At 56.6% G+C, this 25,517-nt stretch carries 22 protein-coding genes and 2 pseudogenes; 17 read left to right on the top strand and 7 right to left on the bottom strand.

Annotated features, from left to right (window positions below):
• Positions 1-853: 853 nt before the first annotated feature.
• The 3 genes from PH605_RS11870 (at position 854) to PH605_RS11860 (ending at position 3,438) form a co-directional block, all read left to right on the top strand.
• Positions 854-1,069, top strand: coding sequence for a hypothetical protein (locus PH605_RS11870; protein WP_234886493.1), 216 nt, complete (start codon positions 854-856; stop codon positions 1,067-1,069).
• Between the two features lie 210 nt (positions 1,070-1,279).
• Positions 1,280-1,780, top strand: a complete 501-nt coding sequence (locus tag PH605_RS11865; RefSeq protein WP_142845037.1) for a hypothetical protein — start codon at positions 1,280-1,282, stop codon at positions 1,778-1,780.
• A 1,019-nt stretch (positions 1,781-2,799) separates the two neighbouring features.
• Positions 2,800-3,438 carry a Shedu anti-phage system protein SduA domain-containing protein gene (locus PH605_RS11860; RefSeq protein WP_142845036.1) on the top strand — a complete coding sequence of 213 codons (639 nt, stop codon included), beginning with the start codon at positions 2,800-2,802 and terminating at the stop codon, positions 3,436-3,438.
• Positions 3,439-3,635: 197 nt separating this feature from the next.
• On the opposite strand, the pseudogene PH605_RS11855 reads toward PH605_RS11860, so the two are convergent.
• Positions 3,636-4,618, bottom strand: a pseudogene (locus tag PH605_RS11855) (tyrosine-type recombinase/integrase).
• 101 nt (positions 4,619-4,719) lie between these two features.
• Positions 4,720-5,871 carry a site-specific integrase gene (locus tag PH605_RS11850; RefSeq protein ID WP_010900325.1) on the bottom strand — a complete coding sequence of 384 codons (1,152 nt, stop codon included), beginning with the start codon at positions 5,869-5,871 and terminating at the stop codon, positions 4,720-4,722.
• Positions 5,872-5,996: 125 nt separating this feature from the next.
• Between PH605_RS11850 and PH605_RS11845 the strand changes: the two genes are divergently transcribed.
• Both PH605_RS11845 and scpB read left to right on the top strand, forming a co-directional pair.
• Positions 5,997-6,950, top strand: coding sequence for a DUF1403 family protein (locus PH605_RS11845; protein ID WP_010900326.1), 954 nt, complete (start codon positions 5,997-5,999; stop codon positions 6,948-6,950).
• Positions 6,951-6,952: 2 nt separating this feature from the next.
• Positions 6,953-7,648, top strand: a complete 696-nt coding sequence (scpB, locus tag PH605_RS11840; RefSeq protein ID WP_077768119.1) for an SMC-Scp complex subunit ScpB — start codon at positions 6,953-6,955, stop codon at positions 7,646-7,648.
• A 289-nt stretch (positions 7,649-7,937) separates the two neighbouring features.
• Here the strand turns inward: scpB and PH605_RS11835 are convergent, their stop codons facing one another.
• Positions 7,938-8,198, bottom strand: a complete 261-nt coding sequence (locus PH605_RS11835) for a hypothetical protein (RefSeq protein ID WP_162854303.1) — start codon at positions 8,196-8,198, stop codon at positions 7,938-7,940.
• A 51-nt stretch (positions 8,199-8,249) separates the two neighbouring features.
• A complete protein-coding gene (locus PH605_RS11830; protein WP_077768116.1) occupies positions 8,250-8,474 on the bottom strand; it encodes a DUF2188 domain-containing protein in 225 nt (74 codons plus the stop codon).
• A gap of 116 nt (positions 8,475-8,590) precedes the next feature.
• On the opposite strand from PH605_RS11830, the gene PH605_RS11825 reads away from it, so the two are divergent.
• From PH605_RS11825 to PH605_RS11780, 10 genes are all read left to right on the top strand, one after another.
• Positions 8,591-9,715 carry an AAA family ATPase gene (locus PH605_RS11825; RefSeq protein ID WP_010900329.1) on the top strand — a complete coding sequence of 375 codons (1,125 nt, stop codon included), beginning with the start codon at positions 8,591-8,593 and terminating at the stop codon, positions 9,713-9,715.
• 1 nt (position 9,716) lies between these two features.
• The gene (locus tag PH605_RS11820) at positions 9,717-11,975 is read left to right on the top strand and encodes a S8 family peptidase (protein WP_010900330.1); all 2,259 of its coding nucleotides are present in this window, start codon (positions 9,717-9,719) and stop codon (positions 11,973-11,975) included.
• A 53-nt stretch (positions 11,976-12,028) separates the two neighbouring features.
• Positions 12,029-13,261: a hypothetical protein gene (locus PH605_RS11815; protein ID WP_142845035.1), complete on the top strand. Its 1,233-nt coding sequence runs from the start codon at positions 12,029-12,031 to the stop codon at positions 13,259-13,261.
• 42 nt (positions 13,262-13,303) lie between these two features.
• Positions 13,304-13,678 (top strand): hypothetical protein, encoded by a 375-nt coding sequence (locus PH605_RS11810; RefSeq protein WP_142845034.1) that lies wholly within the window; start codon positions 13,304-13,306, stop codon positions 13,676-13,678.
• 144 nt (positions 13,679-13,822) lie between these two features.
• Positions 13,823-14,263 (top strand): hypothetical protein, encoded by a 441-nt coding sequence (locus PH605_RS11805; RefSeq protein WP_142845033.1) that lies wholly within the window; start codon positions 13,823-13,825, stop codon positions 14,261-14,263.
• Positions 14,264-14,421: 158 nt separating this feature from the next.
• Entirely contained in the window at positions 14,422-14,811 is a 390-nt protein-coding gene (locus tag PH605_RS11800; protein ID WP_010900332.1) for a hypothetical protein, read from the top strand.
• The gene (locus PH605_RS11795; protein WP_077768113.1) at positions 14,808-15,335 is read left to right on the top strand and encodes an RES family NAD+ phosphorylase; all 528 of its coding nucleotides are present in this window, start codon (positions 14,808-14,810) and stop codon (positions 15,333-15,335) included. Before PH605_RS11800 ends, PH605_RS11795 begins: the two co-directional genes overlap by 4 nt.
• A gap of 35 nt (positions 15,336-15,370) precedes the next feature.
• Positions 15,371-16,639 (top strand): YiiX/YebB-like N1pC/P60 family cysteine hydrolase, encoded by a 1,269-nt coding sequence (locus PH605_RS11790; protein ID WP_010900333.1) that lies wholly within the window; start codon positions 15,371-15,373, stop codon positions 16,637-16,639.
• A gap of 56 nt (positions 16,640-16,695) precedes the next feature.
• Positions 16,696-16,995: a hypothetical protein gene (locus PH605_RS11785; protein WP_077768112.1), complete on the top strand. Its 300-nt coding sequence runs from the start codon at positions 16,696-16,698 to the stop codon at positions 16,993-16,995.
• A 580-nt stretch (positions 16,996-17,575) separates the two neighbouring features.
• Positions 17,576-18,460 carry a hypothetical protein gene (locus tag PH605_RS11780; protein ID WP_161987871.1) on the top strand — a complete coding sequence of 295 codons (885 nt, stop codon included), beginning with the start codon at positions 17,576-17,578 and terminating at the stop codon, positions 18,458-18,460.
• 207 nt (positions 18,461-18,667) lie between these two features.
• On the opposite strand, the gene PH605_RS11775 is transcribed toward PH605_RS11780, so the two are convergent.
• From PH605_RS11775 to PH605_RS11765, 3 genes are all read right to left on the bottom strand, one after another.
• Entirely contained in the window at positions 18,668-19,477 is an 810-nt protein-coding gene (locus PH605_RS11775; protein WP_010900336.1) for a hypothetical protein, read from the bottom strand.
• Positions 19,478-20,096: 619 nt separating this feature from the next.
• Positions 20,097-20,339: a hypothetical protein gene (locus tag PH605_RS11770; protein ID WP_142845032.1), complete on the bottom strand. Its 243-nt coding sequence runs from the start codon at positions 20,337-20,339 to the stop codon at positions 20,097-20,099.
• A 230-nt stretch (positions 20,340-20,569) separates the two neighbouring features.
• A complete protein-coding gene (locus PH605_RS11765; protein WP_012476026.1) occupies positions 20,570-22,468 on the bottom strand; it encodes a potassium transporter Kup in 1,899 nt (632 codons plus the stop codon).
• Between the two features lie 468 nt (positions 22,469-22,936).
• On the opposite strand from PH605_RS11765, the pseudogene PH605_RS11760 reads away from it, so the two are divergent.
• Together PH605_RS11760 and PH605_RS11755 are read left to right on the top strand one after the other, a co-directional pair.
• Positions 22,937-24,137 (top strand): annotated as a pseudogene (locus PH605_RS11760) (pyridoxal phosphate-dependent aminotransferase).
• A 25-nt stretch (positions 24,138-24,162) separates the two neighbouring features.
• Positions 24,163-25,419: a cytochrome P450 gene (locus tag PH605_RS11755; protein ID WP_234886495.1), complete on the top strand. Its 1,257-nt coding sequence runs from the start codon at positions 24,163-24,165 to the stop codon at positions 25,417-25,419.
• Positions 25,420-25,517 lie beyond the last annotated feature (98 nt).

The raw sequence follows: 25,517 nt of genomic DNA, 5'->3' as shown, positions 1-25,517 counted from the left end.
CGCGACCACTTATTTGGATGCGTTGCACAGTGGGGAGTCATATGTTGGCGAAGCTTGGATGCGATCGCCGAAAGCAGCCTTCTGCATGCAGCCATCCCAGCCAGTACCTTATGGCGTTTTTCCCGGAGACCGGTGTTGCCAGGCGGTGGGCCTTTTGCTTGCGCAGCTTTGATGCCTGGTTTCGTTCGCACGGAGATCGGTACGCGCTCAACTTGTGCTGCGGCGGCTAGTACCTAGAGAGAAAAACGCTCCGCTGCGTCGATATCCCGATCGGACCTCGCAGCGAATGAAATAGAACCTCTTCAAGTCGATCCTTCGATCACTCGGAAGATGGCTGACGGAGCGTGGCGAGTTCTCGCTTAGACCAATATTGATGGCTTTGATGCGTTCTCATGTTCAGCAGCGTCGTGTTGGCTAGCAAAACCACCGAACCCGGGCACTACAGGATTCGAACACATGAGAACTGGTTTCTAGATTGGAGAAGCCCGACGACTATGTGTTCAGATCGATTGTATTATCACGGGTCGTGCCATCTGATTCATGGAATTAGTCCGTACAGGTGGCAAGAACAATTGACTCTTGGATCGCGCTGGCAGACAAAGCAGCGATGTACAGAGGATGAATAATGGCTGACCAAGAAATCCAGACCCAGGATGGCGCCGTAGCGGCAGAAGCTGAGTCCGCTGCTCCGAAAAAGACTTCAAAAAGGAAATAACACGAAGGCTGAAAAAATTCGTGCGAATGCGTCGAAACTGGCGAAGCAGAAGGTCCGCGGCCTTACCGGGGAGGAAAAGCTGGAAAAGATTGGTCAGATTGAAGCTACGGTCGCTGGCGGCGCAACCTTGAAGATGCCGTGAAAAGCGCTGGTATTTCGGATCAGACTCATTATCAGTGGAAGAAGGCTTTGGCTCAACCGGCGCCACCCGTTTCCGCAGCATCTCTTTCGGTGGATGACGAACTCGCCGAATTCATCCAGCTCGAGGAAGAAAATCGGCGCCTCAGAAAGCTGCTCTCAGAGAAGCTGCGCGCCGAAAACGCTGATCTGCGCAAGAGACTTAGTATGAGTTAGCGGTCTTTCGGTGTCCATCCCTCGATCACCTTGACGTGCAATCCTCGGGATTGGCCGGTTTCAAAAATTCCCGTGCATCCTGATCATTCTGCGCCCTCACTCATTCCATTTCTTAGGAACATGCGAACACCACGATCCAATTTCATCGTCGAATATAAGACGAACAGGCGCCAGACACCTCGCCGAACCTCAATCTGGAGCGATCTGGATTTGCAGGCTGTTGCCCGCGCGGTAGAGGCTGACGATGTGATGCCAAAGCTTGATCTGCCTCAAGCAGCATCAGTTCAGGAGGACGTTGTCGCGGTGAAGTTCGAGGTGGTAGACTACTCGGATGTTCCGATTGACGGCGAAGTCCCTCCGGATAGTCCTGCCGCAACGTCGTCGTCGAAAGAGTTTTCCATCGAGTCTGAAGCTGTGGAAGACGATGCGTCCGACCCCACGCGCTCGGTGCATCAGCAGCGTAGCCCGGGTTCAGGATGGACTCCGAAGTCTGGAGCGAAAGCACGGAGGAAGAAGACGCCGTCAGCGAGCCCCGCAAGTGCACCAATTCTCAATCTTCGCCGCGATCCCCCGCTGCTGTGCGGCTTGGATGAAGAGCTCGCCGCTCTCGAGGCTGAAAACCGCCATCTGAGAAGCCTCATGGTCGTGAAGCTCCGGAAGGAGAACGAAAGGCTGAAGTCCATGCTTCGGCGATTTGGTCAAAGTCGCTAAGTTTGATTACTAGCACGAACGAGTATGCGCATCGGTCGGCGACCGCTGAACCCGCAGTAGCAGGCGTCTAAGGCGGGAATCTCGTAAATTCGGTGGTTGATGGTGTCGTTTGGCATTTAATCGTAAGAACGCGGCCGTTCCGGCAGGTGGTGGCATTTAATTTGAGATTTTCGGTGCGATTTTCGGCGTCTGGCACCTTCCGATTTGGCAATAACCGTTTGTGACGGTTTAGCATTTTCTGAGGACGATTGGCCGACGGCATTCATCTTTTCCATGGCGACGAATCTCACGTTAAGTGCCAATCGAAGCCTGAATCTCAAAATTAACTGCTCAATCTCAATTTAAGTGCCGCGCTATCTTGTTGAAATTATCGCATGCGGAGTCTTGCGATTAAATGCAAAACGACACAAGACTCCCATTATGTTGTCGTCCATTCGCGCGCCTCCCCGGCCATCTTTCCTACGCTGCCAGAGGCGACCGCTCTGTCGACACGATCGCCTTGACTTGGTCTTGGCCACTGTGCTCGTAAGCAATGACGACGTGGCGAGCCCTGGACACGACTTAGCCGTTGTAACGCTCGATGAGGTCCCCGGTGGACGGCCCGAACATTCTATCGAATGTCCTGCTGCTGTCGATAGGCCATTCACTGCAGCCAAGGTCGGAACACGTTGAAAGGTGGGGGGGATCGTACTACTATATAGTTGGAACGAAAGGCGATCAGCTTCGATGCAGATAGTGTGGACATTTACAGCGCGGTCATACCTCGACCAACTCGCATCGGAAGAGAAAGCAAAGGTGGTCAACGCTGTTGAACGTCTGTCGCGCGGCGGACGATCCTCAGCTCTGGAGCAAACAAAGCTATTGCTCGGGACGAAAGATCTCTTTTCCCTTAGGGTGGGAGCCGAGTTGCGAGTCCTCGTTCGCTTCGAGGGCGAAAATCTAAAAATTGAGGACGTCGTTAGGCGTAGCCAGCTCGATGGATTGCGGAGAGTTGAGAGGTTGGCACAGGCCCACTCTGTATGAAATCCTTTGTTTCCTTAAATCTTGATACTTCGATCTTACGACAAAACCTGGACGAACTTGACGAGCTCCTTAAATCCGAGAGCCATCTCAAGGAACGGGATCAGATAGCGCCATTTTTTAAAGAGCGCCCGCATCTCTGCGCTGCTATTGGCTACGGAAACAATGCTGTCGAACTACCCAACTGCTGGGCAAGCGAACTCGACTTGTTTGGCGATTTCGTGTGCGACGCGGCTTCTGGCGATACTGAGGCGAATGCATTCACATTGATCGAGTTCGAGGACGCGCGAGAATACAGCATCTTTACAAAGCTCGAAGCCGGAAAATCAATGAAACACTGGTCCAACCGATTTGAGCACGGCTCGTCGCAGTTGGTTGATTGGGCGTGGCGGCTGTCGGAAGAAAAAAACTCTTCCGCATTCAGACGGATTTTCGGTACGAATAGCCCGACAATTCACCTGCTTCTGATTGTAGGGCGTGATGCGGATCTCGTGCCAGACGATCTTGATCGACTTCGCTGGCGTGCTAACAATGTTGCCTTTGGTGGTTATCGGATGTCGTGCTTCACCTTTGACGGAATACTAGCCTCAATCCGTCGTCGTCTTCTTCTGGCAAGCCAGCCGTCAGAGGTAACCTGAAACGTTTGCGAGATCCGGCTGAAGGCGCCAAGCCCGCGATCTTACAACGGCCCCGGCGTAACAATGAAAACGGTCATCATCTAAATTGCAGAAGTGCTCACAAGCCCGAGCTAAGTTAGGCTGCTTCTCCTGAGTAGTGCCGTTTGAATAGACTTCCATCCCCAACTGAATTTGCGCGAACCAAGGTCCTGACAGACTCATAACAAGCGCGCCGCGCGTCCACACCGTCTGGTGGCATTGCTGGATGCCTGTTGAATCGAGCGATGACGTGACTGCTCCATCGCCTCGGGTAGGGGAATGCCTCGGTTCGCCGCCTCGGCCAGATACCTGACCGCAACCCATGGGCCGAAAACTCCCCGCTCTCCAACCCGGCCATCTCCACCCTCTGCTTGATAACGGCGTTGACCGACTGCGGATCGAGCGCCCGCCGCGAAATTGTCCCCCAGCGCCCGCCCCCCCGAAACACGCTGCCCTTGTTGATCTTCCCCCGCCGCCAGCCAGGCATTCAACGCCTCGACAGGCCGGCCGGTGAGATAGACGACTCGTCCTCCTCGCCTGACGTCGTTTTGGTACGGCCAAGATGAATGGCGAGAGAGGGGAGGGGAGTGCCGCCTTCGGTCTCGATCGGAGCTTCCACGGTCAGTTGTTCCAGGCGAAGGCCTGCGATCTCGCTGCGCCGGCGGCCGCCGGAGGCAAAGGCGACCATCAGGATCGCCCGGTCGCGGAGATCACGCGGGCTTTCGGTCGCGCACGTCGCCAACAGCTTGGCCAGCACGTCGCCGGTGACCGCCTTTGCGCTTTTGCGGCGGCGTTGCCGCAGGACGGCGCGCACAGCCAGACGAACGGCGGATTCGAGGGCAGGGGAGCCGAAGGCGCCGGTAAGCCCGCGCCATCTGGTCAGTGTCGACCAGTTCGTCAGCCGACGGGGCACGGTCGCCGGCGCATGTGGGCCGGCGGACTTGAGGAATCCCTGGTGCCGGAGGTTTTCGGCCACGTCTGCCGGGATGCCGTGATCTGAATCGGCAGTACGTTTCTCCGGATCCCACAGGTGATGGGTGACGAATTTCAGGAGCAGCGCTTCGGGCGCCGGCCAGGGTAGAGATTTTCCGGAGGCCGCCAGACCCCAGGCTTCGAAATAGGCGAGATCGGAGGTCAGCGCCCGGAGCGTATTGTCGCCCATGCGCTGTGTGGCTTTTAGCTAACAATTTCAATTGAAGCGGAAACCTAAAAATCCGACACGCAATTTGCCCCAACGAGTTCATAGTGAGCAGGGGAGGGGCCTCAAAGCCCTGTGGCTTTGGTGAGATTGACGCGAAAGCGGTCACGCCGGCGCTGGTATTTCCGCGTCATTTCCGCACTGGCATGGCCGAGCTGCTTCTGGACATAGCGCTCGTCGACCTCCGCGGAGGAGGCCAGACCGGCGCGCAGCGAGTGACCGGAGAATTTTGCCGCGCGTTCGGCCTCGTTGAGGTCGCCCCTGACGCCGGCGGCCAGTGCCGCCTTTTTGACGAGACGGGCGACCTCGCGATCGTTCAGCCGGTCCGGTCCGACATCCTTGCCCTGGCCGCGGACGCGGCGGAACAGCGGACCCTTGGCAATCCGGGCGAACTTGATCCAGGTTTCGATAGCGAGAACCGGACAGGTCGCATCGGACGAGCCGCGGCCGATTTCCACCTCCCGCCATCCGGTCTTGCCGCGCAGGGTGACGAGCAGGCCCTTCTCGAGGATCTCGATCCAGCCGCGCACGTCCTCGCTCTGGTCGCGGCCGACATCGAGCCCAACGATCTCGGAACGGCGCAGACCGCCGGCAAAGCCGATCAGCAGCATGGCGCGATCGCGCAGGCCGCGCAGGGTTCCCCTGTCGAGCGTTTCCAGCATGCCGATCAGGTCTTCGGGCAGGAGGGCTTCCTTCTGCCGCGGCGGGGCGGCGTGCGTGTTGCGAATGCCAGCCATTACGGTGGCGATATGACGGTCCTTGCGGTCGAGCGGCGTGCCGCGCTGGGCGTAGCTCCAGGTCAGCGCCGAAAGGCGGCGCTCGATCGTCGTGACGGAGCTGGGCTTGCGATCGGCCGCAGCAGTGCCGGACGCGAGCGCCGTAATGTACAGGCCGACGGTGTGCGGATCGGGCGGTAGGGGCGCGAGACCCTGGCGGCGGCACCAAGCGGAAAAGTGCTTCCAGTCGGAGGCGTAGGCCTTGCGGGTGTTGGCGGCGCTCGCCGCCTCGACATAGGCACGGGCGCGTTCGGCGAGCTGCTCGAGGTGCGCCGGCAAGGCCCGCGCCTCCGGAAGAGGGGAGGGGAGGCCGGCGCTGGCCGTCGAGATGCCGACCGCCATCTGCGGCGCGGCAATAGCGTCGCGAGCGGTCGTGCTCTCAGACGGAGCGGAGGTCTCCTGGAGCTGATTTTCGCTGGTCTGCTCAACGATTCGGGCCATTCCTTCTATAGAAAACAAAATGTCCGATAATGCAAGATTATCGGACTTTATATATCCGCGACAAGCGGTGCGGTTTAGGCGGATAATGCTGGATTAAACCGCTCACCTAATCTACACTCCGTCGCATGGATTCGTTCGACCCCTCCGCTCCAACCGCCCCCGCCTGGTCGCCCCGCATGCCGGGATGGGCACTGCCGCGTGGTCGCGACATCAATGAGACAGATGCTGCCTTCGGCGCCGGTATCGCCCTGAAATCTCTTGACGATCTGATCCGCGCCGACCCGCAATGGATTGGCTGCTGGCGCGATCGCCTTGCTCTCAAATCAGCTGCCGTCGCCGCCAGAATGCTTGGCCGCAATGAAGAGGAAACCGCCATTCGCGACGCGATTTTGCTCACCGCGCCCGGCAACGATCCCGGGCCGGCCGGAAAGCTGTTTCTTGCCATACGAATGCTGACGCGCCAATCCGGGACGATTGCCACGCCATTCGTTAAGGAGCTCTGCGCGCTGCTGGGGATTGGCTGGGAGGATGCTCTTGTCTCCGTCCCGGATTTTGTCGATACGGCGATCCAGTCCGGGCGCGCGGCACCCCTCGCAGTTGCCGAGCTTGTATCGGCGATTACGACCATTCGCCCGGACACCGAGGTGCTGGCGCTTGGGCTCGCCGAGATCGTTCTGGCGCAAATGCTGAACTGGCCGAAACCCGTACCGCTGCTAATCCCCGAGCGGTTTGGCGAGGCGTTCCGCACCATCGGCGGCCGTGGTCGCGTCCGGTCTGACGAAGCGGCTTATCCAAGGGCGATCTGCCTGGCTTTGATGGATGGTGTGGCGGCGGCGCTGCGATCTGCCGTGGAGATCGATCGAAGGGCAGCGCGGTTGCTGGCTGTGGCACCAAAGCTCCGTACCAGGGGCGCCGAGCCGGTGATCCGGCGTTTGCTGTCCGACGACGCTATTCTGGCGTCGGTCCCAGGAAGCGAGCTGTCGCGCTGGGCGGCGAACCGGCTGTTCGATCGGCTCGAGAGTTTTGAAGCGGTGCGCGAGCTGTCCGGCCGCTCCTCCTTCCGCATCTTTGGATTATGATGATGAGGGGAGCGAGCGCGACAAAAACCACACTGCGTCGGGCAAAAGACCGACAGCAAGATGTCCTGTATGATCGCGAGCTCGAGGACTTACCGCAAGAACTTCGTTGGCGGGAATGGATGCTGCGTATTGAGGCGGTGATCTTTGCCTCGGCTGAGCCGGTCAGCCGCGAGACGCTGGCGCGTGTGGTGGGAAAGGATTGTAGCATTGATCTGTTGATCGACGATCTCGTCGAGGAGTTGCGGGATCGGCCTTACGAGCTGGTGTCGGTCGCCGGCGGCTGGCAGCATCGCACCCGGCCGCGGTTTGCCGAGACGATTCGCGCGTCTTCGGCCCCGACAAGGGGAGGGGCGGCGGCACTCTCCGAGTTCGAGGCGATGGTGCTGATGGCGGTGGGATATTTACAGCCGATTACCCGCGGCGAGCTGTCAAAGATCTTTGGGAAGGAGGTCAGCCGTGACGTCGTTGGTAATCTGCGCGGGGCGGGTTTTATCGGCTCCGGGCCACGCAGTCCGACGCCAGGCGCGCCCTATACCTACATAACGACCTCACACTTTCTTTCGGTCTTTGGTATGGAGACGTTGCGTGACCTTCCCAATATCGAAGCGCTGGAGGACGCCGGCTTGCTGAGCAGACGTGCCGTTCAAGATGATGTCGCCTTCGATCCAACTGAAGGGGAGGCAATGTTCATTGAATGAATGAGGGCAGCGTACTTCTGCATTTGCGACCCGGACGAAGGCGCTGTGACGGGAGCAAACTGCAGAATTTCGTCTTGGACAACCGTGCTGTCTTCCAATGGTCCGTCCGAGAGACCTTCTAAGGCGAAGTCCGAATGGGAAACAGGTCCTCGCCGTAGTGGTGAAGCCTGGTGTGATGGCGACGGCATAGCCATCGGACGTTCAATGGCTCGTCGTATTGATCGTGATGAGCATCGCCGCCAATTCGCTTGGCGGGTATCTGTCTTTAGCATCTATCTAGTCTTCCCGATCAGTTCAGGGTGTAGCGCTTCCAGGGTATCGCCTGCATTGGCACCCGCGACAGAAAATTAACAAGATCACGTCGGCCACGATATGTCGGTACGCCCCTGCTGTTTTGTGCCATGAGAACAATCGGCACGCCCGGGAATGCTGGCTGGAAGCTATATGCGACGTCGTCGGCCTGATGGCCGCTGTTCAAAACGTGCGGCTTAACGATGACTATGGCGAAGGTGACGCCCTGCTCGCGAACTAATGCGCCTTCAAACTGCATTTCTTCTCTCCTTTGATGAAGAGGCCGTCTCACACCAGGCGGCCTCAGGTTTTAGCCACGCGGCGGGAACGGGTCGCGACCGTAGGAATCCTTGTCCCGGATTTGTCCGTTGGGACGGTGGATGACGACTTCGCTCTGCTGGTTGATCGCAATTTTGCGAGCAGCGGCAGCCGCGTCGGCCTGCGTTCCATGGGTGGAGGTCACTCGCTGATTTCCAGCGCCCCGCACGGCCCATTCGCCGTTATGGGGAACCACATGCTGATTCTTCCTTGTCATTGCATCAGAATCCTTTTTCTTGAGTGCCGTAAGAGTTTACATTAATGAAAATTTAATTGTCAATATGGCTATTGTGGTTTACGAATGGATGACGAACTTTTACGCATGGAGTGATCATGACCATTGAGATGAAAAATGTGCTGGAGTTGGCCGACGCGGCACTTTCCGCTGACTACACGCGCGTACGCAGAGCTGCGAATGCGCTTGCGCGAGATCTCGACAAGAATGGTGAGACTTCCATTGCCAAGGAGCTGAAGGCCCTGGTGCGCAAGAGGGGGGTGCCTTTGAAGGCGTCTGGCTACGTGGAATCGCTGCCCGTGGACTCGAAATCCCGCTTGCCGCTTGTCGAGGAGCAGACCTGGCCCGATACGCCTATTTTTCTCAACGAAGGCGGGTGGCATGTGTTCAGCGATTTCATCGCGGATGCTCGGCGCATTGATGACTTGAGCGCCAAAGGATTGGCCTCACGTCTTGGGCTTCTGCTCTCTGGCCCGCCAGGAACAGGCAAGTCTCTCCTTGCCGGCCATATCGCTGCGCAACTGTCTCGTCCGCTATATGTCGTCCGGCTCGACTCGGTCATCTCCTCTTTGCTCGGGGACACCGCCAAAAATATCCGCTCGGTGTTTGATTTCGTGCCGGCGCGAAACGCCGTTCTTTTTCTCGATGAGATGGATGCAGTCGCAAAGCTGCGTGACGATCGTCACGAGTTGGGCGAGCTCAAACGCGTTGTCAATACCGTCATTCAAGCGTTGGACGGGCTAGACCCGAGCTCGATCGTGGTTGCTGCAACCAATCATGCGCATCTTCTTGATCCTGCAATATGGAGGCGGTTTCCTTATAAAATTGAACTCGGTCTTCCGGATGAAAGCGTTCGCGCTGACCTTTGGCGCCATTTTCTCTTCGAGGACAAAGATGAGGAGAGGCGCGCCGAGCTATTCGCCGTCGTGTCCGAAGGGTTGTCGGGGGCCGATATCGAAACGATGAGTCTGTCGGCGCGGCGTCATGCCGTTCATGAGTCGCGTGACATTGATTTTGGAGCCGTCGTTGTGGCTCTGCTGGAGCCGCGGTCAGGCCGTACTGTCCCTGTACAGCGGCAGCCATTGGATGCGGAGCAGAAACGCCAGGTTGCAATAGCCCTCAAGGAGAAGTACGCCATTGGGGGCGCGGATACCGCCCGCATTCTCGGAGTGTCGCGGCAAGCCATTTACGCTTACCTGAAGCAACAGGAAGGGGAGGTGTAGTATGGTGGAGCCTAGAGACCAACCTCTTCTCTATCCCGTTCTGAGCCTTCAGATGGATCCGGCGCTGCGGAGTCCGACGGGGCGTGGCAAAGGCATCGACAGCATCGTCAAGGAGCGGCTCGGCCGGCAGCAGGACGTGCTCGCGAGCGAAACACGCGACATTTATGAACACCGTACAGAGTTGCCCACATACTCGGGTTTGACGCACCTAGTCGTTCGGATGTTCAGTGAGGATTCCCTTGCTCCAACGCACACCCCCGATGACTTGTTCTCGCAGCGTCATGGATGCAGGCTAGTTGCTCCTCTTCCTGGCGGCTATTTGATCGAGGCTGAAGTCAAAGAATTGCCTCGCCTCCTTCGCGCAATCGAACATCCAATCGGCTATGCGGTGCAAGCCGACATATCCCGTGTTTCGTCTCTCGGACAATTTGATGCGAAAAGTCGTCTGCGCGGTCGATCGTTCAATGAGCTCTGGAATTCCGCACCGGAAGATGATGACGGACGCTTGTTCGTTGTTTGGCTTGCGCCGTTCCGCGATCGAGATGCCAAGGCCGAAGTCCTCGAGCGTATCCAGCGCTTTGCCAATGAGAGGCTGGTCATGCCGACATTTACCAGCGTGCGGCTCACGCTCGGAACATCTGAGGAATCGGAAGAACCGCGTTCTCTCACGACACCACGACAATCCAGCATTGCAAGGGCAATGCGAGATTATCGAAACACCGGCGTCGGACGCGCTACAGTTCGAATTCCGAATAAAGAAGGGTTGAGACAGCTCATTGCGTCAGGCGCTTCTTATCGCATTGATCCTGTGCGGCCGATCAGAGTGGCAGCACCTGGCGAAGGAGCGGAGCCTCCTGCACCAGTAATCGATGAGAATGCTCCAATCGTTGCCGTCGTCGATGGCGGTCTGCATGCGCGAAGCTACACCGCAGCTGAAGCTTTCAGGGCGACACCTTTCGTCACGAACGCCCAAGCCGACAAGCCTCACGGAAATAGCGTTAGCTCCCTCGTTATCCATGGGCACGCCTGGAACAAAAATCGCTCGCTGCCTCAACTAAACTGCCGTATCGGAACTGTTCAGGCCGTCCCCCATCGGAACGCCAATCGGCGCTTTGATGAGCGGGAGTTGGTCGACTATCTGGCGGAGGTTGCGCGTCTTTATCCAGAAGCGCGCGTCTGGAACATCTCTGCCAATCAGGACGGCGCCGGTTTGGATCCCACCGAGGTCAGCGTTCTCGGCCATGAAATCAGCCTTCTCGCGAGATCGGCGGGCTTCCTCCCCGTCATCTCTGTCGGAAATGTTACCCCAGATAACAATTCAAGACCTAATCCCCCAGCAGATTGCGAGGCGGCGATTGTCGTGGGGGGCCGTCAGGCGCTTGCTGACGGTACGCCGGGTGACAGTTGCCCCGCATGCCTACCAGGTCCCGGCCCTGACGGGATGATGAAACCGGACCTGTCGTGGTTTTCGAATCTCAGGATGCTGGGTGGGGTCGTGGATACGGGAAGCAGTTACGCAACGCCGTTGGTATCGTCTTTGGCAGCCCACACCTTCGATAGCTTACGGGAACCAACGCCGGATCTGGTTAAGGCTCTCCTCATCAATTCAGCCGAGCGAAGTGAGCACGATCCCAACCTCGGTTGGGGAACCCCGTATCAAGGGCACCTCCCTTGGACCTGCGCGCCCGGCAGTGTCACGCTTGCGTGGCGGGCACAACTCGAGCCAGGAACCGCATACTACTGGAACGATATTCCCATCCCTCCCGAGCTGGTGCGTGACGGAAAATTGTTCGGACGCGCCAGCTTGACCGCTGTTTTGCGGCCTCTCGTGTCGCCGTTTGGCGGCGCTAACTACTTCGCTTCCCGCTTGGAGACATCTCTGGCGTATCAGTCGGGAGCGGATAGGTGGCCGTCGCTACTTGGCTCAATGAAAGAGTCGACGCTTCCGGAAAACGACGCTCGCGATGAACTTCGCAAATGGCAGCCTATCAGACGGCACTGCAGAGACTTTTCAAAAGGGAGCGGACTTGGCTTTTCCGGACCATACCTGCGGCTTTACGCCCGCGTGTTCATGCGTGACCTCTACCAATTTGGGTGGACGCATCACAGCCAAGCGGGCGCGCAAGAAGTTGCGTTCGTGCTCACGCTTTCAAGCGCGGACGGAGAGAAGTCGATTTATGATTCAACAGCTCGTGCGCTCGGAAACTTCGTTGAAAGCGCCGTCTTGAACCAAGACATCGAGGTCTCGAATGAGATCTAGCTGGTCGGTGTCCTCCGGATTTGCGATTGGGCCCTTGCAAGCGAGGCAGATTCGTGAGGCGTAGCCGCATTTCCATCGGTTTTTCCGAGAAGGAATTTGCCGAAGCGTTGGCACCCAGGGTCGCTACCGTGGGCACGAGGCCGGTAGATGCCGTTGAACAACTGCTCACACAAATTCTCGTCGAAAATCTTCGGCAGCAAACAGCTTTGGCGCTCCGGAAGATCCCCTCGGTGAAGCTTCATTCGATGTATTTCAAGGAGCGCTGTGCATCCTTAGCGCGGCTTGCGGACATCGGGTACGACACCTCGTATGCCGAACTGGCCTTTTCCACAACCAGAGAGAACATGGTTGACGGCGTTGAGATTGACACACAGGGTTTGCACCTAAGTCCCATAAATTATGGCCCTGCAGGGCTGATCACACACCGACTTTGGTCGAAGCAGCTAAAAACGCAAACCAATCACATCCTGCGTTTGAACCACGTGACGATTCCGCCCAGCACGTTTCTTGAAACCAAGAAAATGATGGAGGCGATTTGCCTTGAGCAGCCGCTGGTCGCGAACCCTCGACCTGGTCCGCGTACGCAAGGCTATGAGTTTGGGATCGAGGGCTTTGAGTTTGTTGCATTCGATCATTTAGTTACCGGGAAGCGTTGTTTCTGTTCATGCGCTCGCCTAGCTCATGAAAAGATGATGTCAGAGGCTATAAGGATTGCATCTCATTCAGGCGCATGGACCCATCAGGTTGTTCGATTGTTGTCGGATGCGACCTACATCGACGAAATATGCCACCTGTGTATCGCCCGTCGCTCGGGACCGGAGGCTGCTGCCAGCTTCTACGGTGATGATATTGGGGAGTTTATCACGCCGTATATCGATCAGCTGATGTTGATGCCTGGAATGGACAGGTCCACTGCGCGTTCCGAAGTCCAGTACACTCTTGGTCTTCGCCGATGGACGAGGGAGGCAGAAATGTACAGTCTGGTGAAAAAGCTATTTCCCGACCAAGTTATCCTGAGGGAGGCGTCGCCCCCATGGCTGGGGCGCCAACGATTTGACGTGTATCTGCCCGCCATCGGCCTTGCTCTGGAACACCATGGTGAGCAGCACTACAGAGCCATTACTGCATTTGGAGGAGAAATGGCGCTAAAACGTAACATGGAACGCGACGCCTTAAAGAGAAGTCTCTGTGAACAAAATGCCGTCCAACTTGTCGAGATTCGATTTGATGAGCAAATGACACTACCGCTTCTTCGCCGAAAGCTGCGGCGTTTCATTATGGCCTAAATGTATCAATGACGGCCGCCTTCACGGCGATAATGTGAGATATTGATTTCAGTCGCAGCCTGGGGTGTAAAATGGTCTACGAACGCGGATGTAACAGAATATCTCGATTATCATCTTGCTTCGGAACTGGAGACCGATTTCGCGATTATGTTGATCGGCCCTTGGGGAGCTGTAACGATGCCAGTCACGAGAGTTGAGCGAATTGTCGGCGGCCTGGTCATCGAACGTGTCGAACGCGGCTCCGACGGCTACTACGCCTGTCATCATTTCGGATCAAACGTGGATCCCTTACCCCTTAATACCTTGGACGATGTTGCGGACTTCCTTCGAGCTCATCCTCGCGGCGGCGTGCGAATGTATCCAGGTCGGAAGAAGATTTCTCGCAACATCTATATCGATGGAATTTTCCTTCGGTGACAGGTGCGCGACCGCCGTTGTCCTGATAGTTTTGGAGGTCGCTACTCCCGATGCTGACGCATTGAATGTATCAGGCTTTCATGCATTACGGATCTCCTAGGAACGGTGGGCATTATGCGAAGAGACGAGGTTGGGGAGGACCTAGTGTCTCTCGCCTTTGACTTTCTCTATTTTTTTGCGCGTTTCGAATATGCGCTCAAGGCCAACGGTTACCTAAAGAAAACAGAGCCAGGTCAGCCCGCGGAGGCTGGGTGGAGACAATTTCGAGAGCGCTGGGAAGGAGATTATAAAAGCAGCGAAGCCGCTGTGGCGTTGATCGCGGCTAACCCGAAAAAGCAGATCATTGGCGACGATGGAATGCTGGCGTTTAGATCTGTGGGTTTTCCCGCCAGTACTTCTGAGCTTGGGCAGGTTATCGGCTATTGCCAGACCGTCCGTAACAACCTCTTTCATGGTGGGAAGAGCAGTACCGACGGCTTCGATAGCCCGGAGCGTACGAAAATGCTGCTTTCCATCGTTCTCGTCGTGCTCGAGGAACTGGCCAGCGCTTTCGATCTTGGTGCTGACTATACCGGCTACTACTAAAACGCTCATCGATGAAGAGTAGACGCAGGCGCTTGATAGGCAGAGGCGTGAACGTGGAATGTCGTTCAAGAACGCAGCAGGCGTGATTTTTTACTAGCCAACCTTGATGTGCATCCAAATGTGCATATATTGTGCATAAGATTGAGCGGAGATTAGGCATGGCGCAGGCTCAGACAGTACATTCATACACAGTTGTTTCCGGCTTTGTTGATAGCCTTCAGGAACCGCGGACGCCCTATATTTCGCCGTCTCGCTTGTCAAAGGCGCTCGGCGTCAAAGTCGCAAACCTTGCAGAATTGACCGGTGTCCATCGCAACACCCTGCGCAATCCCTCCTCCGAACGCTTGCAGGGCAGGATGCGGGAAATGATCAAGGCGATCTCTGCGGCCGCCGAGCTGACTGGTGATCTTGCGAAGGCAATCTACTGGTATCGAAATGAACCGATTGCCGATTATGGCCATCGCACGGCCGCGGAGCTTGTTGCCGATGGTGAGATAGAGGCTGTTCTTGCCTATATTCGGGACCTGGAGAATGGAGCGCGCGGGTGAAGATTACCCGCATCGGCCCGAACGCAGTCTTTCATCGGTATCTAACACCTAAATGGGCGTTTCTTCCAACCAGCGGCGCCGGAGCCGCTATTGACGGCGGTCGCTTCAATCGACCCGGCGTCGAGGCTCTCTATCTTTCCGAGGCCCCCCAAACCGCGCTCGAAGAATATCGACAGGGCGCGAGCATCACACCGCCGGCGACGCTTGCAGCGTACAAGATCACGCTCAGCGAAGTAGCCGATCTGTCGCAAGGTTTCGATCCGCTTCTTTGGGATGCAGCTTGGTCTCAATGGGATTGTGCATGGCGAAAAATCGCTCGCATCGACAAAAAGGTCCCTCCCTCCTGGAAGTTGGCAGACAAAGTCATTTCATCCGGCCTTCGGGGGCTGCTCTTTCCGTCACTAAGGCACGCTGGCGGAACTAATCTTGTAATTTTTTCTGCCAATCTCATCCCAGATGATGACGTGCATGTTCACGATCCAGACAATCGTTTGCCGCGCGATCAATTGTCCTGGCCGCACTAGCAGCAATAGATGCCGGCCGGCTTCGGGGGAGGGGAATGAAGCGCATTAGTATCAAAAGTGTTCAGCCTGGAGATATTCTCTTCACAGCTCGACCGGGAAAGATAAGCAAATCGATCCGCTTCAGCACGGGGGGCATCGTTTCACACGCGATGATCTGCGTGCAGCATGGTTCGTTTATCGATTCCACCGCGGACGGGGTACAGGCGCGTAACCTGCAGCGGGAGTTGTTCGAGGATGACGAGCAGGTTTTCCATTTCCGCCTGAAGGAAGCTCTCCCCCGCGAGGTACTTTCAAATGTAATCGATTTCGCGCGGGCCGAGATCGGTGCGCGTTATTCTGTGCCGGAGGCCATGCGGTCGGTCGCTGCTGTCCGAAAGCCGAGATCGAAGCGGCAATATTGCTCTCGTTTAGTGGCCCGCGTCTACAGAAACGCGGGCATCAATCTTGTGCCGGACGCAGACTATTGCTCGCCGGAGGATTTACGACGTAGTCGCTTGCTGGTGGAAATCCCGATAGAGACCGAAGCCGTGTCCGAGGAAGAATGGCGTTGGCTCGAAACCAATCGTAACCCGATCCGAGATACACATCAGGCCCACAAAGCCATTCTTGACGTCGCTCGTACGTTCGTTCCGGACTTGGAGAGCCTAAACGAACTCCATGCTTTACTCGTGGTTCGCCCTGAGGCTGATCCGGAGATTGCAGAGGTTCTGCGCGAGAGCGGCTACCTTGATCTGTGGCGCGGTGAAATAGCGGCTCACCCTTGGCGCTACGACCAGAGCCTAATCGCAACGATGTCCGCGCCCGAGCAGATGGCCGACATACGTGAATACTGCATAGGTACAGTGAGCGAGGCTTACAGCGGAGGCGTGCGGTTTTCCATTAACCTCATACAGTTGCAGATGCTAGAGACCCAGCACGGCGGTCAATCCCTCCGGCTGTTGGTGGACCTGTACGAAACTCTTGTGCTTAACGATCAGATCCGCAGGGAGGTCGCGTGTGCGTGGCTGTTGAAGCACTATCCTGACGATCTGAAGAAACAGTTGGAGCAGATCGAGCCGCACAGCGCCTATTGGTATTCGGTCGTTGATCGCGTCGAACCGAAGCTGGCCGCGTTGTCGCGCATGGTCGTCACGGCGGAAGGAAGTTCGGAAGTCTGCTCGTCATGCGGCGACCGGCCAGCCATGTCCTACCGTCTTGCGAATGGCGCTCAGACGATGCCGGGCGTACCCTCCCTGCGCCTGTGCAGCGACTGCATCGAGATACGGCGCGGTATGGGCAACATCCTGATGCCGTTCCTGCATTGACTTGGAAAGAGAATGGGACCGCAAACGAAGGCTGTGATAAAAGAGGATGCGCTGCTTTGGGTGAGTTAGGCCGTTCAGGAAACAGTGTTCTGGACCCAGCGCAACTGCGTCGGATCGAAGCCGTGCATCGCGGCTACTTATTCCAGCACCTCTATGCGGTTCAATGTTTGTTGTCAGCCGCAACCATCGCTGCGCGGGAGATCGCTGTCGAAAGCGACGAAGATGTAGAAATCCAACTCGATGGCATCCGTATCTATGTGCAGGTGAAACATCGGAAAGATGCCCTTGCGTGGGATGATATCGAGGGCGCGATGTCACGTTTTGCGGACCTTGCCGCTGATTCGACGTTAGCCTAAGACCTATCGACCGGCTATAGCCGAAGAAAAATAGCGGGATATATGCGCCGACTCGCCGGCTGTGTTGATGAAGGCTAGCTCGCGCGATCGTGGCCGTACATGCGGAGCCTTTTATCTAGCATCGTTGAGAAGGTGGCGCGTTTGTGATCCTTAATCCCGCCTGCCGTGTTCATGAGCAGATCCGTCAACAGCGCATTCGTTTTTCTGCAATGCACTTGAAGAAGCCGATTGCCGTGATATGGCGCCGTGTCCAGTAAGATTGCCAATCTCTGCGCCGGCGGGAGGGGCCTATTCCCTCGACCATCAGCGACATTTAGATCGCGACAAGTAGCGTCACCTCGCAAAGTTGGAGAAAAAGAGGGTGGCTGTATTTGATCCGCTGGGCTGGCAGGGGCGCTAGCGTTGGCGCTCGTTCATGCAGCCAACCTGCATTTCAAGTGTTGCAAAAGTAATAGATTAGCAGTGGAGACGCCCTTTTCATCTGAGTAAGGTTAGCGTGATTGAAGAAAAATGGAGCTTCTCATGCCGTCCAGCAGCCAACGAACACCTCCCCGAGAATCTGAGTCTGCTCGGGTGAAGAGTGATCCTGCGTCACCAAACCGAAACCTACCTTCCGATGTACTTGCAAAAGTTGCTACCTACGTTCCAACCACAGGATGTGGTCGAAACCGCACGAGATCTCGGAAATCTAGAGCGAACTGGCTCCGCAGGTCGCGAAGCTTTACGTCGAGGCCCTATCGGAATTTATCACGCTCGCGTGAAAAGGATTGGTACATCGGCAAAAGCAGTCTTCGATACAATCATCCCTGGGGAGCAATTGCCTGATTGGCAGGTGAACCGGCCATCTGAAACGGCAAGAACGCGGGCGGTAGGACCACTTCTGAAGTTTCAATCTGAGGCTGGAAAAGCACGATTCACAACCAACATCCTGAACCTCCCTCAGCCTGATCAGTGCGACGCAATTCTGAGCGTGATAAAGCATCTGGACGATCTTGGGGAAGTCAATAAGACGCGCTTAATCGAACGTTCGATCGAAATCTTGCAGCTTGATCCCCCTCTTACTTGGAACCAGGGTCAGAAATGCCCCGCCGCAGACGTATTGGTCCAGGGCGAGAAGCACTTAAACGACGACCAAAAAACTCGGGTACAACACGAGAGGAACAATCGCCCGGAGCTGCTGCGCCTGTTCCGCCGGGCTGTCGCAGACTTTGAGATTGAAAAAAACATGGCGGCGCATCCCCGCAGGTATCAAGACGCGAAAGAACCGGAGGTGAAACCTATCGACGAGGTGATTGACATAATCGAAAGATATAGTCGATCGGTCGTGACGAGAGGGCCAAATGCTATCGGCCTTCTGACGGCACACGAGAGTTTCGTCAAGAACGTCGGTGATGCCTACACCCGTACGCGCGCCGAATTCGATTCATCCTCCCGCGATCGGGACAGATCGGCATTGTCACGGTAACTCTCGGCAGCCGTTCCGTGTTGGCGTGAGTGGAGGGATTACAAAGTGACTTGTCCCCGCTGTGCTCCAGGTTTCATTCGTGTTTGGTGCAGTCAATCGGCATCGGCCTCGTTGCAAGCTGTGCTGGTCCGAGGAATGAGGATTGATTGGCACCCGGAACGGCTTTTCCAAGGGGAAAACGCTAGCCGCAATCCGCAGTAGGGGCTTTCATCGTGAGATTGACATAGGACAAGGCTCGACCGGAGATGTAGAACAGGAGCGCGTGGGCGTGCTGCCCGACGCTCGGGTCGTGCGTCCCAATAGCCAGCCTTGGATTGCTATCGGAGCCGGAAAATCCAACACTTTGTTTGTGTACTTTTCTACCACAGCACTGAATGGTGTGCCGTCCTGCAGCTTCAACACGGCACGATGTTCGAGAAGAAACGGTGGCAGGACCAGTGGTCCTCTCCGGTTCGCAGTTAATTCATTTCCCATGTCCCAGCCTTCTGGTAGAGGAGACCAAAGCAGATTGGAAGATAGGTTGGTGCGGGTGAAGTTAAGAGACTGAACGGCCCTGCCGAACGCTATATCACTGGTGCTCAACGCGTTATTCATTTCCATTGTCAGTCTCGCCGGAACATACCAGTTGTCGGCTTCTGATAGTACGCGATTTCCGCAAACCAGGCGAACGCGGCGATAAGCGATAGGCTCCTCTGATCCCACGGCAAGAAGTTCTCGGATACTGCTATCGGCGGGCGTGTCTTGTACGCGCACGCGCTGGGCAACGATCTTGGAGTCTTCCGGGGCGAGTTTGTGCGCGGCACACCAGCGATCGAGCGTCAAGGTGGCGCTAGGATTTCCCAGGAGATTTGCATTCAAGGTCTGGAGAACTGCGAGCGCCTCGATCCGAGCGGTTGGTGTGTCCGGCCATGGAGAGGCGGTGGAAGATTCTTGTGCCAAGGTATTCGCGGCCAGCACGAGCGCTATAGTCGATGCGATTGCTGTTACCTGCACAGACTTTAAGCAAAAATTCGACATACTGAATTACTCCCTGGATGTGCGTGGGCGAGTTGAATGTTGATCTTGGGGAGGACTGGAAGCATCGCTGTTCGCGGAGTGGCCAGCGGGGCAGTTTGTTCCGGCCTTCGTGCCTGCTCATGCATCTTCCGCCGGCCGCCCAATCGTTCTGATTGTCCACCGTTGAGTTCAGCTCGTTTGGTGTACTGGAACTTCTAGCGTTCCTTCGAGGTTGGTTAAATGTCAATCGTGTTACAAATGTAAAGCATTGCCTTCGGACGCGTTGCCGTTGGATGTCATACCGAAAAAACTACGTTGGCTTCTCATTACTTCAGGAAATTCGAGTGCACTTTGTTTCGGATTAAGACGTAGATGTATGTACCAAACGGCTTTCCCCCGGTCAGTCGCCCACTCCCACCGCATTGACATGGCAATTTCTGCAGTCGGTTATTGTATCACGACAAGCCATACCGCTTTGAGGCGCCAAGGCGTCGTTGGAAGTCGTCATCTCTCGACATTGGCAATGGGGTGCGGGTAGCTTTGGAACATTTGATCTGAATCCGCGTCAGGCGCGGCGCATTCGTAAACGAGAACCGATTCAAGCGTCGCCGCCTTGAACTCCTTCGGCGAGTGGCCGCCATCAGTTCTCATCATCGTCTTTTGCTTTCGAAGTGAAAGCTTCATATTGCTGTAGTGGATAAAAAAATTCACATCCGTAGGCAAAGTCCAAGAGCAACTGTTGAAAAAATGATCTTTGTAGCGCAACGGTTGGTCCCTCGATCTCTGAAGCGGTTGGCAATCCTGTCGATTGCGTGCCGTCGACACCAGCCGGCTCCAGATCCGAGCGGCTGTTTGCAGTACCTGGTTTTTCGTTCAGGCTCATGGTTCAGTCTCCTTGTACAGCTTTCACCCCCTATGCAATCTGAATGTGCTAAAATGATTTGCCGTGGGAGAAGGTCAGTTTCAGCTGTAATCCAACGGGGCTGGATGAATGCGGCTCGCTCTGCATTAGAGGCAGATATTGGTCCGAACCTGCTCGCAAAGTCGGGACAATCCCTTGTTTGCCAAACACTGTCGAGAGTGGTCCTCGCCGGTCGCCGTCAGGGGCCGCGTCTAAACGATAATCTGCGATCCCAGTTCAACAACCCGGTTGGCAGGAAGGTGAAAATAGTCTGATGGGAGTGAGGCCGCATTCGCAAGGAGGATGTAGAACCGGTCCTGCCAGTAGGGCATGCCTGAATTGGCGTCCGGCACCAGCTTGCGCCGGCCGAGATAGAATGAGGTCGACATGATGTCGAACTTCAGTCCGGCCTTGCGCAGCGTCGCGAGCGCCTGTGAGACGTTCTGCGATTCCATGAAGCCGAACAGCAGTTCGACGCGCGAGAAACGCTCGGAAATCTGCTCGACCTTGTAACGGTCCTGACTCGGCACACGCGGCTTGTTGACGGTACGGATCGTCAGGATGACGTTGCGGTCGTGCAACACGTGATTGTGCTTGAGATTGTGCAGCAGGGCGGCGGGTGCGGATTCCGGATCGCTGGTCAGGAAGATCGCCGTGCCGGGAACCTGCGCCGGCGAATGTTCGCTCTTGCGCTCGATCGAGCTGACAAAGGAGGCAAGCGGAATATCGGTGTGGCGGGTCTTTTCCATCAGGATCGCGGTGCCGCGGCGCCAGGTCCACATGATGACGGTAAAGGCCGTGGCGATCAGGATCGGGATATAGCCGCCGTCGTGGATCTTCAAAAGATTGGCGCCGAGGAAGATCAATTCGAGTATGACCAGCGGCGCCAGCGCGATCACCGCAACCGGCAGCGACCAGTTCCAACGGGCGCGAACGAATTCGAAGGCCATGATCGAGGTGACGACCATGGCGCCGGTGACGGAGATGCCATAGGCGGTCGCCAGCGCGTCCGAGGTTTTGAAACTCAGGACCAGGAAGATGACGCCGATGAACAGCACGGCATTGACCGAGGGCACGAAAATCTGCCCGGTATTGGTTTCCGAGGTGAAGAGGATTTCCCTGCGCGGCAGGAAGCCAAGGTTGATGCCCTGGCGCACCATCGAGAAAGCGCCTGTTATAACAGCCTGGCTGGCGATGATCGTCGCCGCGGTCGCCAGGATGACAACCGGCAGCAGCGCCCATTGCGGATACATCAGGTAGAAGGGATCCGACATCGTCTCCGGCTTGCCGAGCACGAGTGCGCCCTGCCCGAGATAGTTCAGCGTCAGCGACGGGAAGACCAGCAGGAACCAGGCCCACTGGATCGGGCGACGGCCGAAATGGCCGAGATCGGCATAAAGCGCCTCCGCACCCGTCACCGTCAGGAAGACGGCGCCGAGCACGACGACGCCGTAGAAGCCCTCATGCAGCAGGAAGCTGACGGCATAGTAAGGATTGAAGGCGGCAAGAATGCCGAAATCGTCCGAGATATGCGAAATGCCGGCGGCGGCCATGACGAGGAACCAGACGGCGGTGATCGGGCCGAAGAATTTGGCGACGGCGCCGGTGCCGCGCGATTGCACGACGAAGAGCAGCGCCAGGATCACCACCGAGATCGGCACGATATATTCCGAGAGCCTGGGCGTGACGAGCTTCAGGCCTTCGACCGCCGACAGCACCGACAGCGCCGGCGTGATCATCGCGTCGCCGAGGAAAAGCGCAGCCCCCAAGAGGCCGAGCAGCATCAGGATGGCGGTATGGCCGTTGGCGGTCTTCATCAAAAGAGCAAGCAGCGACAGCGTGCCGCCCTCGCCTTCGTTGTCGGCGCGCAGCAGGAAGAGCACATATTTGATGGTGACGATGATCGTCAGCGCCCAGATCATCAGCGAGATCAGGCTGATGACCTCGAAACGGGTGAGCCCGTCATGGGCCACCGGCTTCAACGCCTCGCGAAAGGCGTAGAGCGGGCTGGTCCCGATATCGCCGTAAACGACGCCGATGGAACCCAGCGTCAGATAGAACAGCTTTTTCGGCGTCATCTGGGATTCGGTCGGATGGCTTTCTGCGGACATGATTTCAACAGGCTCTTCGGAGCCCCAGCCTCCTTTTCCCGCATCGTTTAAAACGCAACAAAGGCTTTCGCAACGGCGTTGGAAAATTGACCGGTCGAAGAATTCTTTGATGATGCAGGCGTTTCTTTGAGGCCTTATCTCATGATCTCAACAGAGCTGAAACGTCGGATCGAGCTTCATCTGTAACGCTCACAAAGTTGCAAATCCGTTCGGCAAACTGATGCGCTGATCGAGGACCACTCGGGCTCTTAAAGCGACGAGTTTCGCAGGGGCGGCTTTCAGAATTGCCGATCGCAGACGCGGCGGCATACCAAGCCGCTTTGAACGACTTCAAATCGCGCGCTTCGCTGAGGACGTCAAATTTGATTTCATTTGTAACAGGGGACCACGCGTCGATTGAAATCCGAAGCGCGTTCAACATAAAAACATCGGGAAGACTTCCTTTTGAAACGTTTGGGTCAGCCTGTCATGTTCGTGCGTTCCGATGCTCTCTCCCGTATAAAGCCTTCTGCCACTATCGTTGTCTCGCAGAAGTTTCGCGAGCTTAAAGCTGAGGGCAGGGACGTGGTCCGCCTCAATATAGGAGAGCCGGATTTCGATACGCCCGACAATATCAAGACGGCCGCCATCGACGCGATCAACCGCGGCGAAACGAAGTACACGCCGGTGTCCGGTATCCCCGAGCTGCGCAAGGCGATCGCCTCCAAGTTCAAGCGCGAAAACGGTCTGGAATATTCCTGGGAGCAGACGATCGTTGGCACCGGCGGCAAGCAGATCCTGTTCAACGCCTTCATGGCGACGCTGAACCCGGGCGATGAAGTCGTCATCCCGGCGCCTTACTGGGTGTCTTATCCCGAGATGGTGGCGCTTTGCGGCGGCACGCCGGTTTTCGTTTCGGCCACCCAGGAGCATGACTTCAAGCTTCAGCCGGCGGATCTCGAAAAGGCGATCACGCCGAAGACCAAGTGGTTCATCTTCAACTCGCCGTCCAACCCGACGGGTGCGGCCTATACGCATGCGGAGCTGAAGGCGCTGACCAACGTGCTGATGCAGCATCCCCATGTCTGGGTGCTGACCGACGACATGTACGAGCACCTGACCTATAGCGACTTCAAGTTCGTCACGCCCGTTGAAGTCGAGCCCAGCCTCTACGACCGGACGCTGACGATGAACGGCGTCTCCAAGGCCTATGCAATGACCGGCTGGCGTCGGCTATGCCGCCGGCCCGCTCCAGCTCATCAAGGCCATGGACATGATCCAGGGGCAGCAGACCTCGGGTGCGACGTCGATCGCCCAGTGGGCGGCTGTCGAAGCGCTGAACGGCACCCAGGACTTCATCCCGGCGAACAAGAAGATCTTCGAAGGCCGCCGCGACCTCGTCGTCTCCATGCTGAACCAGGCCAAGGGCATCGTCTGCCCGGTGCCGGAAGGCGCCTTCTACGTCTATCCGTCCTGCGCCGGCCTGATCGGCAAGACGGCGCCGTCGGGCAAGGTCATCGAGACGGACGAGGATTTCGTTTCCGAGCTTCTGGAATCGGAAGGCGTTGACGTCGTTCACGGCTCGGCCTTCGGCCTCGGCCCGAACTTCCGCATCTCCTATGCGACGTCGGAAGCGCTTCTCGAGGAAGCCTGCCGCCGCATTCAGCAGTTTTGCTCGAATTGCTCGTAAGAGCGTATCCTCCAGAGGTTATTTTATGAATGGTAGAGTTTCTCAAAAAGTGTCGGAAGAGTCCGGGCCAATGATATCGGCGTCGATCGACCCAGACAACGTTAGTATCGCGGACTTAGATCGGTTCGGCCACGCTATTTTTAAAGAATGGCGGCCGAAGCGGCCCTTCCTCCGCAGGCAGGACGGCGTATACCTCGTACTTAGGGCGGACGATGTATTGGGCTTAAGTAGTGACCCTCGGACCCGTCAGATAGAGACGGAACTGATGCTCAATCGGGGGGTCAACGAAGGAGCGGTCTTCGACTTCGTTCGCTACAGCATGCTTTTTTCAAACAAGGAAACCCACAGCAGGCGTCGCTCTCCTTTTACTCGGACTTTCGCATTCCGGATGATTGAAAATCTACGTCCGCAAATAAGGCAATTGACGGAGATCCTTTTTCGAGATTTGAAGGAGCTTGGTTCCTTCAATTTCGTGGGGGAATATGCTTCAAAGCTCCCAGCCGTTACGATAGCCAGCCTGTTAGGCCTCCCGCCAAGCGACATTCCCTATTTTACTCAACTCGTCTATCGCGTTGCTCGCTGCCTGAGCCCTTCATGGCGGGATGCCGACTTTCCGGACATCGAAAAATCAGCGGTCGAGTTTAAGAACTACGTGCAAGCGGTAATTGACGATCGCCGAACGGATCCGCGTGATGACTTCCTCTCATCCTACATAAACGCAACGCGAGAAGCGGAGGATCTCTCGCCCGTCGAAGGCCTAACCCAGCTGATGCTTATCATCTTGGCTGGAACTGACACGACCAAAACCGGCCTCACTGCACTGACCGGACAGCTTTTGCAACATCGACAGGCATGGGACGCACTGTTGAACGATGGTACTCTCGTGGCCGCCGCCGTCGAGGAGGGACTGCGCTTTGAGCCTCCAGTCGGATCCTATCCCCGTTCAACACTGGCAGATATTGATCTTGACGGGTTCATACTACCCAAAAATAGTCTTCTCGCACTTTGCACCATGTCCGCGCTAAGAGACGAGAAACACTATGTCCACCCTCAACTTTTCGATATTCATCGCAAGCAGATGCGCTGGCATATGGTATTTGGCACCGGTGAACATCGATGCCTTGGGGAAGCGTTGGCTCGTTTGGAATTGCAAGAAGGACTTGCTACGGTGCTTAGACATGCTCCCAATCTCTCGATTGAAGGTGAATGGCAGGCGGTACAGGGTCATGGAGGTGTGCGCCGAATTGCGGAGATGAGAGTTGGCTTCAATCGAGAAAATTGAAGCGAGTTGCTTTCTCTCGTTGGCTGATGGGAAGAAAGCGCATAGGAGTCGCCGCCAAATTCTTGTCGGACCAGCTTGGTTTGTTCGGTCGGTGTTTT

The sequence above is a fragment of the Agrobacterium sp. CFBP 3001 genome, from assembly GCF_027871605.1.
GTDB lineage: Bacteria > Pseudomonadota > Alphaproteobacteria > Rhizobiales > Rhizobiaceae > Agrobacterium > Agrobacterium leguminum.
This window is presented reverse-complemented; position numbering and strand designations above follow the sequence as displayed.